Origin of the sequence: Bacteroides sp. 14(A) (assembly GCF_000526555.1) — a bacterium.
In the GTDB taxonomy this organism is placed as follows: domain Bacteria; phylum Bacteroidota; class Bacteroidia; order Bacteroidales; family Bacteroidaceae; genus Bacteroides; species Bacteroides cellulosilyticus.
Window position 1 is genome coordinate 1,134,092 of record NZ_JAGH01000002.1, and the last position, 13,734, is coordinate 1,147,825.

Genomic DNA, 13,734 nt, shown 5'->3' on the forward strand with positions numbered 1-13,734 from the left:
TATCCGGGATAAGAGATGGATATGGTATGGTATAACCTTGAGGTTAATACTTAATAAGCATCTGTTGCAAGAACATACGGTATTCTTGCGGTGTACTCCCTTTCTTCTTCTTGAATATCCTTATAAAATTAGATAAGTTATTGAAGCCGCAAGTGTAGCAGATCTCGGCTACTGTGTGGGTTGTTTCTGCCAATAGCTGGCAAGCGCGGGCTATCCGCAGGTTCGTGATATAATCAATGAATGTGCAATTCGTCTTTTTTTTGAAGAAATGGCTGAATGCAGATTCGGACATGTTTACCAGTTGCGCCACGTCGCCCAGCTTAATCGGCTCTTCAAAGTTTTTCTCGATATAGTCGCAGACTTTGGCTATCCGTCGGCTTTTGGAAGTGCGTACGGTGTCTTTGGTATCATATTGGTTGCTGACTAAGATATGGCGGTCGGCAATAGAAAGCTCATGCAGGATAGAGAAAAATTCCAATACCGTATGAAATCCCTGCATCCGGGTCAACTTGATAATCTTATCTTTCATCACCAGTTGGGTTTGTCTGGAAAAGCCAATGCCCCGTTGTGATTCAAGCAGCAGTTGCTTGATGGGGTTGAATAAGCGTTTTTCCAATATCGGAAAGTTCAGTAGCTTGTCCGAGAACTGGATGGTAATCACATGGTTTCCTTCTACTACTTCTCCTTTCCAGGCGTGTGGAAGGTTGGGACCTATCATGATGAGGTCCAGGGCTTCGAAAGCCTCTACCGAATCTCCAACGATGCGGCTTCCGTAGGTGTCCATAACCAAATTGATTTCATAGTCCGGATGATAGTGTACCGGATAGTCGAACTTGGCGTTCGGATGATTGAGTACAATGAACAGGTCATCTGCGGCAATGGGAGTGATTTCTTTTTGTATGTCTTTCATGGTCGTAGTTGTTTCTTTCTTGCAAAGCTACGAATTCTAATGAAAATACAGTCAGGTATTCAAAAAAGTATAATCAATAGACAGAATATTATAAGCGAATTATCAGAATCCCCTCTATTTTTGCAGCATGAATTCAAAACAATTAATTTCTATGCTATGGAGACATTTTCAATAAGCAATTTAGATCTTGTAATAGTCCTTGTTTATTTGGCCTTTATCATCTGGTGGGGGCTGAAGAATGGTAAGAGCTCAGACTCCCAATCCTATTTTCTGGCGGGACGCTCAATGCCTTGGTGGGTAGTGGGGTTGTCGCTGTTTGCTGCCAGTATTTCAAGTACCACTTTGATAGGTCAGTCCGGTGATGCTTATCACACGGGTATCGCTGTGTTTAATTATAACCTGACGGGTATTGTGGTAATGGTGTTCTTTGCAGTTTTCCTGCTACCTCTTTATATTAAGTCGGGTATATTCACGATACCGGAATTTCTGGAGAAGCGTTTTGACCGCCGTTCGCGCTATTACTTCTCTGCCATTTGCATCATAGGAAACATTTTCCTGGACGCAGCTGGGGCTTTGTATGCTGCTGCGCTGATTATTAAGCTGATACTTCCCGATGCTGATTTGCAACTGATCATTATTGTGTTTGCGATTATTGCTGCATCTTATACTATCCCGGGTGGTTTGTCTTCTGCCATTAATGCGGAATTGATACAGGCTGTCATTCTTATATTAGGATCTATCTTGCTGACTTTCTACTGTTTCCAGCAAGGCGGGGATTATTTCTGTCAGTTGTTTGCCAGTGGCGATATATCGGTGAAGCTGATTCGTCCGTTGACGGATACGGCCACTCCCTGGCTGGGGCTGATAGTCGGTATGCCGGTTCTGGGCATCTATTTCTGGGCAAATAACCAGACGTTGGTGCAGCGTGTATTGAGCTCAAAGTCAGTGGATGAGGGACGTAAGGGTGTATTGTTTACGGGTTTCCTTACCATGCTGACTCTTTTTATCATTGCCATACCGGGTGTGATTGCCCGCCATTTGTTTCCGGGGCTTGAAAAGCCGGATATGGTATATCCCAATATGGTGCTTCAACTGATACCGGTGGGATTGTTGGGTATCATGCTGGCAGCGCTTTTGTCTGCTTTGACTTCTACTTTGAGCGCTATTCTTAACTCTACGTCTACACTGTTCACAATGGACTTCTATGCGCAATATAATAAGAATGCCAGTTCCCAGAAACTCGTGATTATCGGAAAGATAACCTCTTGCGTCATTATTGTTGCGGCCGCCTTATGGGCACCTCAGATCGGGAAGTTCGGTTCGTTGCTGAAGTATTATCAGGAGATGCTTTCTTACATTGCTCCACCTGTTGTTGCGGCATTTCTGCTAGGTGTGTTTAATAAGCGTGTGAATGGAAATGGTGCTTTTGCCGGACTGCTCAGTGGTTTGGCTATAGCGGTTGTGATGCTTTTCTATAAGAATGAAATATTTGGCGATATGCACTTCCTGTTGATTGTTCCTTTCTTGTTGGCGGTGAGCGGGATCGTTATTTATCTGGTCAGTATGTGCTATTCGAAACCGGTTGCCGAGAAGCTTGTGGATACCACCTTCTCCATGAGTGAACTGAAAGCGGAGTTCCGGGCGAACCGTGCTCTGGTGTGGTACAAGAATTATCATTCATGGGCGATTGTCCTGTTGGTGTTGAGTGTATTGATATGGATTATATTCAGTTGATTGTTATATAATTATAAAGAAATAAGAAGATGAAATTAAAGAAGTTTGAGGGAAATCCGATACTTTCCCCGTTGGATTCGAATGATTGGGAATCGTTGGTAACCTGCAATCCCGGAGTGGTTTATGACAATGGTACGTTCTATATGCTGTACAGAGCTGCAGGAAATGATGCCGAACATGTGATCCGTTTAGGATTGGCCACCAGTAAAGACGGATTCCACTTTGAGCGTGTATCCGATGTTCCGGTGTTCGGTCCCAGTGAGGATGGTCCTGATTCGGGTTGTGTGGAAGATCCCCGCATTGTGAAGTATGATACGGAGTATTACATCACTTATGCCTATCGTCCGTATGCACCGGGGCAATATTGGAACTTCAGCCATGATGAAGTGTTGTTGCCGGATTGCGGTAGTGATGCTCCTATGGCTCTCCGTAAAAATCTGGGTAATACGGGGTTGGCTGTTACTACTGATTTCCGTGAGTTTAAGAGACTGGGACGTCTGACCTCTCCGGTATTGGACGACAGGGATGTTATTCTTTTCCCGGAAAAAGTTCAGGGAAAGTATGTGATGCTGCATCGTCCTAAAGAATACATAGGCGGTGAGTATGGCGTGGATTATCCATCCATCTGGATGAAGTTCTCGGATGATCTGTTGAATTGGGAGGATAAGGAAAGCCATTTGCTGATTACCGGAACCGAGAACTCATGGGAGGAAAAGTTGGGCGGAAGTACTCCTCCGCTTAAAACGGAAAAGGGTTGGCTGGTGCTGTATCATGGTGTGGAGCATGGCGGACGGGGATACTATCGTGTTGGCGCTCTGCTGCTTGATCTGGAAAATCCGCTGCACATTCTGGCTAAAACTCCTCAACCTATACTTGAACCGGAACTGGATTTTGAAACGTCCGGTCTGTATAATGGTTGTGTATTTCCTACAGGAAATGTAATTGTGGACGGCGAACTCTTCGTATACTATGGCAGTGCCGATAAATATGTCTGTGTAGCTACTTGCGCCGTTGATGAATTACTTGATTATCTACTTTCCGATAGCTGTAGATTGCACTAAATCCCCTTTTGTTATTGATCTCTTATAGTTATCCCATGTAAATGCGATAATTGATACCTCTTGGAAATAAAACGGTAGCGGGGTGTGGATTATAGCCGGAAAAACGTTCAAAAAAGTACAATCATTGAACAAGTAATATAAATGCTGTCATTCATAATCCTCCTACTTTTGTCCTATCATGATATAGCTAATGAAAAATAGAATTCTATGAATGTAAAATGTGTGTGTTCTTTAATTCTTGATAAGTATGAAAAATGAATCAAAAAGTTGGTGGCATGTATTTTTGTCTTGGCAGATAATGGCATTATGCATGTTCTTTAGTAACATTCCCGTTTCTTATGCACAGTCACCGGATAAAATAACAGTTGCCGGTTGTGTAAAGGATGCAGCAGGAGACTTCCTGATTGGCGCTACTGTGCAAGTCAAAGGAATATCCGGCGGAACGATTACCGATATCGATGGTAATTATATATTGAAAGATGTGCCGCGTACGGCAACATTGGTGTTTTCTTATGTAGGTATGCAAAATAAGGAAGTGCCCGTCAATGGAAAGAGTACGATCAATGTAACTCTGCTTGACGATGCACTTCAACTGGAGCAGGTAGTGGTGATAGGCTACGGTAGTGTGAAGAAGAGCGACGTTACAGGTTCGGTTACGTCCGTCAAGACGGAAGCCTTGAAAGAAATCCCCGCCAATTCGGTGGAAGGATTGTTACAGGGACGTGCAGCCGGTCTGCAGGTCATCAATTCTTCACAGGACCCGGGAGCCGGCGCTACGGTGCGTATCCGTGGTGGTAGTTCGTTGCGTGGTTCCAATGCTCCACTGGTGGTAGTAGATGGCTTTCCGTTGGGAGATGCCGGAGATCTGAAGCAGATCAATCCGTCGGATATCGTGAATATGGAAATCCTGAAAGATGCTTCAGCCTCTGCTATTTATGGCTCCCGCGGTGCGAACGGCGTTATTATGATTACAACAAAGCGTGCGAAGACAGGAACTACCAACATAACGGTTCGCCAGCAGATTACCCTTTCGCAGTTTGATACGAAACTTGATTTGTGGCGCGACCCCGTATTGATGGCTTCCTTAAACAACGAGTCGCGCATCAATGGAGGGCTTGATCCGCTTTATGTGGGAAAAGTAAGTTCCACCGGTGTTTACTATCCATCGGTAGAAGAACTGCAAACTACCTGGACTACCAATACCCGTTGGGATGATCTGGTATTCCGTGACACTCCGGTTTCCAATAATACCACTGCTACGATTTCCAGTTCCAATGACCGGACTGTTTTCAATCTTAGCGCTAATTTCTATACAGATAATGGTATGTATATAAAAGATGACTACACAAAAGGTGGATACAATTTGAGTGTAGATCATAATATATATGATAACTTCAAAGTACGCTTTTCCAATATCCTTTCCCGCGGTGTGCGCAATGCCAATGGTGGCTTGTCGTACTGGAGAAACCCTATTTATCCGGTTTATGACGAAAACGGGGACTATTATCTGACCAATGCAAGTGACTTCAGCCATCCGATGGCGATTACAGACTTGCAGAAGAATGAAACTAAGTCTTTGGATGTCATTTCTTCCGTAGCGTTGGAATGGCAACTCTTCCCTTTCCTGAAACTGACTTCCCAATTGAACTATAAGTTTGGCAAGTCCGTATCCGACAGATACTATCCGAAGAAATATACCGAAGCCGGAGAATTCAGCAACGGTCAGGCAGAGATAGAGAACTGGGAGGGACACAATCTGGTTTCTGAAACTTTCGCCAACTTCCAGAAGAAATTCGACAAGCATGACATTGGTGCCATGGTGGGTTATTCTTATGAATACTATATGTCCAGAAGTTCCGGCCTGACAGGTAAGGATTTTGTGAACGAAGCATTGGGCAATGAGAATATGGGTGCCGGAAATCCGGAGAAGAATGAAATATGGAATGGATATTCGGATAATAAACTCGTTTCAGGAATGTTCCGTCTGAACTATGTATACGATAATAAGTATCTGCTGACCTTGACGGCTCGTGCCGATGGTTCCTCTAAATTCGGTAAGAATAACAAGTGGGCTATGTTCCCTTCAGGAGCTGTTAGCTGGAAAGCGCATGAAGAATCGTTCATTAAGAATCTGAATGTATTTGATGAGTTGAAATTCCGTTTCAGCTATGGTATTTCCGGTAATCAGGGAATCAGTCCTTATCAGACTTTAAGCCGTTACGGTACGGATAAGTATTATAATGATGGCAGTTGGGCTACTACCATCGGTCCGGGATATGTTTCCGGCTGGACAGGTCCGGGATGGATTTACCGGGTATGGAGTGGCATTCCGAACCCTGATTTGAAGTGGGAAACAACTGCACAAGCCGACTTTGGTATCGACATGGCATTTCTCAACCGTCGTCTGAGAGTTTCTTTTGACTATTATGATAAACAGACCAGCGACTTGCTTCGTGAACGTAATCTGGCTCTGTCTTCGGGATATGACAAGATGTGGGTGAATGATGGTAAAATCCAGAACCGTGGTTTTGAAGTAACGGTAGATGCCGATATCCTGCAAACGAAAGACTGGCAGTTGAGCGGAACCCTGATTTACTCGCGCAACCGCAATAAAGTGAAAGACTTGGGTAACACTTTGGAATCCGGTTTGGTTACCGACCCGATGACGGGGATGCTCTTTGAGTATTCGGGCAATAGTCTTGAGCAATATCGCGACTATACCAATATACTGGCTATCGGTCAACCGGTAAATGTGTTCTATGGATATAAAGTGGATGGTATTGTCCAGACCCTGAATGAAGGAATCGATGCCGGTTTGTCCGGCGATTATGCTAACCCCGGAGAGTTCAAATACATGAATCTGAATGGAGACAGCGAAATATCGGAAGCGGATAAGACCATTATAGGTGATCCTAATCCGGACTTTACAGCCAGTTTGGCGTTGAACCTGTCTTGGAAGAAGTTTGATGTGAGCGTATTCCTTAACGGGGTATTTGGCCAGGACGTGTTGAATACGAAAGCATTCGGTGAGCCCAGTAACTCTCCATTACGCTGGACACCCGATAATCCGACAAATAAGTATCCGAGCTTACGCGACGGTCGTCAGGTGAAGATTTCTGATTGGTGGATAGAGGACGGATCGTTCCTGCGTGTTCAGAATCTGAATATAGGTTATACGTTTGACTTACCGAAAAAGTCATTCCTTTCTAAAGCGCGTATCTATATGAATGCTTCTAACTTATACACTTTCACCAAGTTCAAGGGATACGACCCCGAAGTAGGGTTGGATGGAGTTTATAGCGGCGGATATCCCCGTTTGCGTAAATGGACTTTCGGACTTGACTTAACCTTCTAAATAACTGATACAATATGAAAAATAGAATTGTAATATCACTGCTTGCCGGAACCCTGGCATTGGGAGCATGCAATCTGGATGAGACTCCTTACGGGTTCTATTCTGAAGATAATTTCTTCAAGACGGCAGCCGATGCAGAGGCCGCAGTTATGTATGCGTACGGCACGCTGAACTACCTGGAATATTCCAGAACCATTTTCTTTTTGGGTGATATGGCAAGTGAGACCATGACGACCAAGTCGGATGCAAGTGCCGACAATCAGGACCTGAATAACTGGAAAGTGGGTAACTTTAAAACAAACGGTTCGTTGGAGAATTTCTTCAAGTATGCCTTCATCGGTGTGAACCGTGCCAATGCCGTCATTAAAAAAGTGCCGGATGCAGGCTTCAGCCAAGAGCAAAAAGACCTTTTTCTGGGTGAGGCTTATTTCCTCCGCGCCTGGAATTACTTTAACCTGGTGCGTAACTTCGGCCTTGTTCCTTTGCATAAATCAGTAGTGGAAACGGTGGATCAGACTTCAACCGCGCTTGCGCCTGATATGGATGCCATGTACGACCTGATTCTTTCGGATTGTCGCCGGGCTGCAGAGTTACTGCCTGTTTATGAAACTCCTAAGATAGGGCGTGCCGACCGGGTGGCTGCGCAGGCCCTGGCTGCAAAGGCATACTTGTATGTGGCGTCGGCTAAAGAACATGGGGTGAAACTCTATCGTGATATGCACCGCGATGCAACAGTCATGTACGACAGTGCTGCATATTTTGCAGGTGAAGTGATTGAAAAGCAGTCAGTATATGGCTTCGAGAACTCGCTGCTTGATATTTATGACGTTGAGAAAGCACGCGGCAAAGAGCATATCTTTATCATGGCGATGGACCGGAGCGGTTCTTCCGAAGGGCAATACTCTAAAATATCCAAGATGTTTATTCCTTATATAGACGGAGCCACTCTGTATCTGAAACAGGGGGATAAGGATGAGTATATCCCCACTCATGACGGTTGGGGCGAATATCAGACCACGGTTGCTTTTTACAATACTTTTGATGCAAGTGATAAGCGCAAAACAGAACTTATTGTTGATAAAGTCTACAAGGCAGATGGTACGCTGCTGGGAGAATATCCCGGAAAGATTCCTTATCCGTTCTGTCGCAAATATATAGATCCGAAGTTTGAAGGTGACAAGACCAGTACCCGGCCTTTCCTGCTCCGTTTCTCTGATGTGGCGCTTATTTATGCAGAGGCGGCAGGTCCTACGGCTAAGGCCTATGAACTGGTAAACTTCATTCGTAGCCGTGCCGGTTTGGGAGATATGAAGCCGAATCTGGGGAAAGATGAATTCCGCAGGGAAATACTGAAAGAGAGAACTTTTGAACTTGCCTTTGAAGGCGATCATGTATATGATTTGCGCCGATGGAACCGGATTACGACAGATGTTCCCGAGGCAGCCGGGCTTTCGGAAGATCAGGTGACTTTCTATCCGATACCGCAGGCTGAAATAAATTTGAATGGAAGTCTCAGACCTTAAAAAAGAAGTAAGATTATGGTGAAACTAACGAAATACATTTTGCTTGCCTGCATTGTGTTGACCCAGCAGGCATGTGTGAAAGATTTGCAGGACGACATCAATGATGGTGGCTGGAATCATGAACGTACCATACTGGATATACAATTTGAAAATCAGATAGGAACCGCCCTTATTGAGACTGTGGATGCTGCTACGGGAGATATAAACCTGGCTATTAATGTTGATGCCGTACCCGATTTGTCGAACATCAGGCTGAAAAAGCTACAACTCTCCTATCAGGCGGAAGCTTCCTTAGAGGTAGGAGATGCCTTGAATTTCGAGAATGGTTCGAGGAGTGCGTCAATCACTGTTACTTCCGCTACCGGAGAAACACGTAATTATACGATTACCGTATCCGAATTTACGGAAACTCTTGTAGGTACCTGGGATGTAAAGAAATTGACTATTTATGGTGGTACCGGGCCGGAATATGGTGGAGGTGCCGTGATGCAATTGACGGACAAGCCCTGGTGCTGGTCGGAAACGTATGGCCCGCAGGCTGAGTGCGACAATGTGCTTACTTTTACAATGACCGGAGTGACGGATGAGGGCAATACAAGCGGTATCTGTATCAATGATGCGGGAGATGATGGAAAATATGCTGATTTCATCTTCCTGGGTGACGGTAACAAAGAGAATCCCGGTGTAGATATTGACTTGAAGAAGTTCTATCGCCAGATTCCTGAAGGTGAAAGTACATGGGTACGTGATTATGCAGCGAATACGATTACTTTTACAGATAAAGAGGGCCGGAAGACTACGGGTTCTTTAGTGGCTGCCGGAACAGAAGACCTGGGTAACGGACTGAGCATGACTATCGAGCGGAATGCCTTTGCCTTCAACCTGAGTGGTACGGATGACTGGACGAATATTTACAGTGACTATGACAAGTTTGTCAAGAAAGTGCGCCGTTACTGGATCTCTGTCTCCAAACGTTGATATATCCTATGAAACGGTTTGTTATACTCTCTGTTTTCTTTCTGTGGGGCGGCTATGCCGCTTCACAGACTGTTGTTTCTGTAGATGCGAAACAGATTATCAATGAAGGTTACATCGGCAACGGTGCTCAGTGGGACCCTTATCAATTGGATTACGGAAAAGGACGTTTGGACATTTCCGAAGCCGACTGGAAGAAGATGTATGACCGTCTGGACTTTATGTGCCCTCAGTTTATACGTGTCATGACCAACACTACATCGGTAATGCAGGATGGAGTTCTTTATCCCGAACGTGGCTTGGAGCATTTGTCTCATATATTGGATTACTGCCAATCGCGTGATGTGACAGTAATGTTCGGTGACTGGGGTGGGGGAATGGTAGATGCCCGGAAAGAGGTGATCCGTGAAAAGAATCTTTCCGCTGCTGCCGAATATGTTCGTTTTCTGATAGAGGAAAAAGGGTATTCCTGTATTAAATACTACAATCTGGTGAATGAGCCGAATGGCTACTGGTCTTCAACGGACGGAAAATACTCCCTTTGGGCACGTGCCATCCGCTTCTTCTATGGAGAATTGCAAAAGAACAAACTTGCAGGTAAACTTTCGGTTGTGGGGCCTGATGCTGCAATCTGGACGGCTGATGAGGCCTGGTGGGTGGATAGTTGTGTTACGCATCTGAAAGATGAGATTGGTCTTTATGATATCCATACCTATCCTTCCAAAATAACGGTGAACAGCGGGGAGTATACTGACATTATCCGTGCCTACAAACAAGCTGTTCCGGCAGGTCGGAAAATCGTGATGGGTGAGATCGGATTTAAGTTTGTGGAACCTGCCGATTCTGTTTATCAGCGTGAAAACCTTCGTAGGGCAGCGGCAAAGCCTTATGCTTCGATGGATGATTCTCAAATGTTTGTTTATGATTTCATGTATGGTACCGACATGGCAGATGCTCTTTTCCAGACAGTAAACGCCGGATATTCCGGTTCGGTGGTGTGGATGCTCGATGATGCCATGCATGCGAAAGAAGCACCTGATAAACTGAAGGTATGGGGATTTTGGAATATCTTTGGCGAAGAGTATTTCGGTACGGAAGAAGAGGAAGTGCGTCCCTGGTTTTATGCCTGGTCGTTGCTGACGCGCTATATGCCTGCCGGTTCGCGTGCTTATAAGGTTGAGGTGGAAGGAGACAAGTCTCTTAAGGCGATTGCTGTGGAAAAAGACGGTAAATATATGATTGCCGTGGTCAATGTTTCCAGGGAAGAGAAATCTGTATTGCTTAAAAGTACTTCTCTCCCCGTATTGAAAGGTGTGAAACAGTACTTGTATGCCGAAGGCCGGTTGCAGAAAGAAGGTGATTGCCGATTATTACCCCATCGCCAGGGGGTGACATTGCGCCCGGCCAAAGGCGAGGCATTCCAAATGCCCGGAGAGTCTCTGGTGGTATATACGAATTTCGATTATTAATTGATAACCGTTCATAATAAGATTATGATGAAGATAAATATGATTTTAAGTTGCATGCTGTTATGGCTCGTATCAGCTTGCACCTCGCAAGAAGTGGTGGATATTACGGTCTCACCGGAAGTGACGAATGCCGGATATATCGGCAATGGTGCCGAGTGGGATCCCTATGATGAGGCTGAAGCTTGGGGTGCTTCTATCTCTGATAAAGACTGGGAAACACTCTGCAAACGACTCGACTTTATGAAGCCGCAGTATATACGTTGCATGATAAACAGCCCCTATCGCTATTATGATTCCGCAACAGGCACGTATGATAAAACGCGGAATATAGCTTCCATTTCCCGACTCTTGAGGTATTGTACCGAGCGGGGGATAACCGTCATGTACGGTGAATACAATCCGCCTGCCTGGGATATGAAGCAGGATCAGAAATGGGTGGATATGTCCGTCGACTATCTTAATTATCTGGTGAATGACCTTGGTTTCTCCTGCATCAAGTATTTTGTAATCTTCAACGAGCCTGATGGAAACTGGGCATCTACCAATGGTGATTATGAAATGTGGAAACAAATGCTTTTCCGTTTTCACCGGAAAATGAAAGAGTATCCCGGGCTGACGGAAAAGGTGATGCTTGCAGGGCCGGATGTAGTAGCCGATTACAAGAATGAGGCTTCTGCCTATGATGCCGAGGGGTGGGTGAAACAAACGGCACTGGATGCTGACTCCATTATCGGATTGTACGATGTCCATGCTTATCCGGGTCAGAATGAAGTGCGTACCGGACAATATCCTGAAATTCTTTCCCGCTATAAACGTCATGTTCCCGAGGGGAAAAAGATTGTTTTGGGTGAGGCCGGTTATAAGTATTGGCGTGATGCTGATTCTTTGTTGATGGCAGAATATAACCGCCGGGTCGAAGGGCATCCTTTCACTAAAGGGAGTGACTGCAATATGCTCTGTTACGACTATTTCTATGGCCTCGATATGCCGTTGCTTGCCATGGAAGTGATGAACGGAGGATATTCGGGTATGACTGTGTGGATGCTGGATGATGCAATGCATAGCAGCGGAGATTCCGGAAAGACGGAAGATGTTAAGATATGGGGTATGTGGAATATTCTGGGAGAGGAAGTATTTAATAAACCCGATGAAGAACAGATACGGCCCTGGTTCTATACCTGGTCGCTGATGTGCCGTTATTTTCCTGCCGGAACGGATATATTGCATACTGCTGTAGCTTCGGAAGATAAAGATGTCTATGTGGTGGCAGGTACTTACCAGGGCAAATTGACGGTGGCTATGGTGAATGTGGGAGAGAAAGATAAATCTGTGCAGCTCACTTTACCCCGTCCGATGGAGAATGCCTCCCTTTATAAATATGAGGAAAATCTTCAACCCAAGGATGCCGATGGATTTCCTGTTCCCCAGGAAACGGGATTTCATTTGAAAGGAACGTATAAAACGACCTTGAAGGCACAGACGTTCCAGTTATTAACTGATATTCAATAATAAGATAGTTATGAAAAAAGTATATATGGCAATCTTTATCGCCTTGTTGGGCTGTTCGTCCTGCTCTAAAGATAATGATGATTCTGCACCCGAACCGCCGGGTACCGAAACTGTCGAACTGAGCATGGTAGATAAAAGTGCAACAGCCGAAACTAAGGCTTTGTATGCCCGTCTATGGGATATACAGCAAACCGGGTTCATGTTCGGACACCATGATGATTTGTTTTATGGCCGTAAATGGTATGATGTTCCGGGCAATTCCGATACGAAGGAGGTATGCGGAGATTATCCGGCTGTATTCAGTGTAGATTTTGCGGAGATTATGGATGATCGCTGCGAAGGGAATGAGGCTAACGCTATTCGCAAACGCTGTATTCTTGAGGCACGTCGCCGTGGGGAGGTAATTATTGCATGCTGCCACCTGAATAATCCTTTGACCGGAGGTGATTCGTGGGATAATTCAAGTGCCGAAGTCGTACGTGGGATTTTGGAAGACGGAAGTGCCGTACAGGCTAAGTTTAAGACCTGGCTTGACCGTCTTGCTACATTTGCCGGTGAATTGAAAGATGATCAGGGGAAGCCGATCCCTGTTATTTTCCGTCCTTTCCATGAGCATACACAGACTTGGTCATGGTGGGGAAAAAGTTGCACTACGGAGGCGGAGTTTATCGGTCTCTGGAAGTTTACAGTCAATTATCTCCGTGATACAAAAGGTATACACCAGTTTGTCTATGCCATTTCCCCGCAGATGGATTCCGTGAAGCGTGAAGAGGACTTCCTTTTCCGTTGGCCGGGTGATGAGTATGTCGATTTTATAGGTATGGATTGCTACCACGGTCTGAATCCTGCCACTTTCTCTTCCAATCTAAAGACTATTTCCGAATTATCGAAGAAAAAGAAGAAGCCTTGCGGAGTGACGGAAACCGGTGTCGAAGGATTTACTGATAAGGATTATTGGAGTAAGCAGATACTTACTCCTGCAACTGGGCGCAAAGTCAGCATGATTGTGATGTGGCGCAATAAGTTTGTCGGAGGCAATGAATCGGATATGCATTATTTCTCTGTATTCAAGGGACATGCTTCTGAGGCGGATTTCATTAAATTCCATGCTAATGAGCTTACTTTCTTCAGTAGCGATCTGCCGGACATGTATCAGATGCCTGAGAATGTGGAGGTGAAATAAGTTTCCTCCTATTAG

General features: G+C 45.1%; 9 protein-coding genes. 8 read left to right on the forward strand and 1 reads right to left on the reverse strand.

The annotated features are described in order from the left end of the window. Positions 1–43: 43 nt before the first annotated feature. Positions 44–910 (reverse strand): AraC family transcriptional regulator, encoded by an 867-nt coding sequence (locus tag K429_RS0111740; RefSeq protein ID WP_007219165.1) that lies wholly within the window; start codon positions 908–910, stop codon positions 44–46. A gap of 156 nt (positions 911–1,066) precedes the next feature. Here K429_RS0111740 and K429_RS0111745 point away from each other — a divergent pair, with 156 nt between their 5' ends. From K429_RS0111745 to K429_RS0111780, 8 genes are all read left to right on the forward strand, one after another. Further along, positions 1,067–2,644: a sodium:solute symporter gene (locus K429_RS0111745; RefSeq protein ID WP_026367050.1), complete on the forward strand. Its 1,578-nt coding sequence runs from the start codon at positions 1,067–1,069 to the stop codon at positions 2,642–2,644. 29 nt (positions 2,645–2,673) lie between these two features. Beyond that, on the forward strand, positions 2,674–3,705 hold the full coding sequence (locus K429_RS0111750; protein ID WP_007219167.1) for a glycosidase: 1,032 nt from the start codon (positions 2,674–2,676) through the stop codon (positions 3,703–3,705). 247 nt (positions 3,706–3,952) lie between these two features. Continuing rightward, positions 3,953–7,060: a TonB-dependent receptor gene (locus K429_RS0111755; protein WP_026367051.1), complete on the forward strand. Its 3,108-nt coding sequence runs from the start codon at positions 3,953–3,955 to the stop codon at positions 7,058–7,060. 14 nt (positions 7,061–7,074) lie between these two features. Beyond that, positions 7,075–8,583: a RagB/SusD family nutrient uptake outer membrane protein gene (locus K429_RS0111760; protein ID WP_026367052.1), complete on the forward strand. Its 1,509-nt coding sequence runs from the start codon at positions 7,075–7,077 to the stop codon at positions 8,581–8,583. 15 nt (positions 8,584–8,598) lie between these two features. Beyond that, on the forward strand, positions 8,599–9,561 hold the full coding sequence (locus K429_RS0111765) for a hypothetical protein (RefSeq protein WP_026367053.1): 963 nt from the start codon (positions 8,599–8,601) through the stop codon (positions 9,559–9,561). An 8-nt stretch (positions 9,562–9,569) separates the two neighbouring features. Beyond that, complete coding sequence (locus tag K429_RS0111770) at positions 9,570–11,027, forward strand: hypothetical protein (RefSeq protein WP_026367054.1); 1,458 nt, start codon at positions 9,570–9,572, stop codon at positions 11,025–11,027. Between the two features lie 24 nt (positions 11,028–11,051). After that, on the forward strand, positions 11,052–12,536 hold the full coding sequence (locus tag K429_RS0111775) for a hypothetical protein (protein WP_044096627.1): 1,485 nt from the start codon (positions 11,052–11,054) through the stop codon (positions 12,534–12,536). A 10-nt stretch (positions 12,537–12,546) separates the two neighbouring features. Next, positions 12,547–13,719 carry a glycoside hydrolase family 26 protein gene (locus K429_RS0111780; protein WP_026367056.1) on the forward strand — a complete coding sequence of 391 codons (1,173 nt, stop codon included), beginning with the start codon at positions 12,547–12,549 and terminating at the stop codon, positions 13,717–13,719. Positions 13,720–13,734: the final 15 nt, after the last annotated feature.

Coding starts and splice junctions, on each gene's coding strand:
- K429_RS0111770 (WP_026367054.1), top strand. CDS start 9,570: ATGAAACGGTTTGTTATACTCTCTGTTTTCTTTCTGTGGGGCGGCTAT.
- K429_RS0111780 (WP_026367056.1), top strand. CDS start 12,547: ATGAAAAAAGTATATATGGCAATCTTTATCGCCTTGTTGGGCTGTTCG.
- K429_RS0111755 (WP_026367051.1), top strand. CDS start 3,953: ATGAAAAATGAATCAAAAAGTTGGTGGCATGTATTTTTGTCTTGGCAG.
- K429_RS0111740 (WP_007219165.1), bottom strand. CDS start 910: ATGAAAGACATACAAAAAGAAATCACTCCCATTGCCGCAGATGACCTG.
- K429_RS0111760 (WP_026367052.1), top strand. CDS start 7,075: ATGAAAAATAGAATTGTAATATCACTGCTTGCCGGAACCCTGGCATTG.
- K429_RS0111745 (WP_026367050.1), top strand. CDS start 1,067: ATGGAGACATTTTCAATAAGCAATTTAGATCTTGTAATAGTCCTTGTT.
- K429_RS0111750 (WP_007219167.1), top strand. CDS start 2,674: ATGAAATTAAAGAAGTTTGAGGGAAATCCGATACTTTCCCCGTTGGAT.
- K429_RS0111765 (WP_026367053.1), top strand. CDS start 8,599: ATGGTGAAACTAACGAAATACATTTTGCTTGCCTGCATTGTGTTGACC.
- K429_RS0111775 (WP_044096627.1), top strand. CDS start 11,052: ATGATGAAGATAAATATGATTTTAAGTTGCATGCTGTTATGGCTCGTA.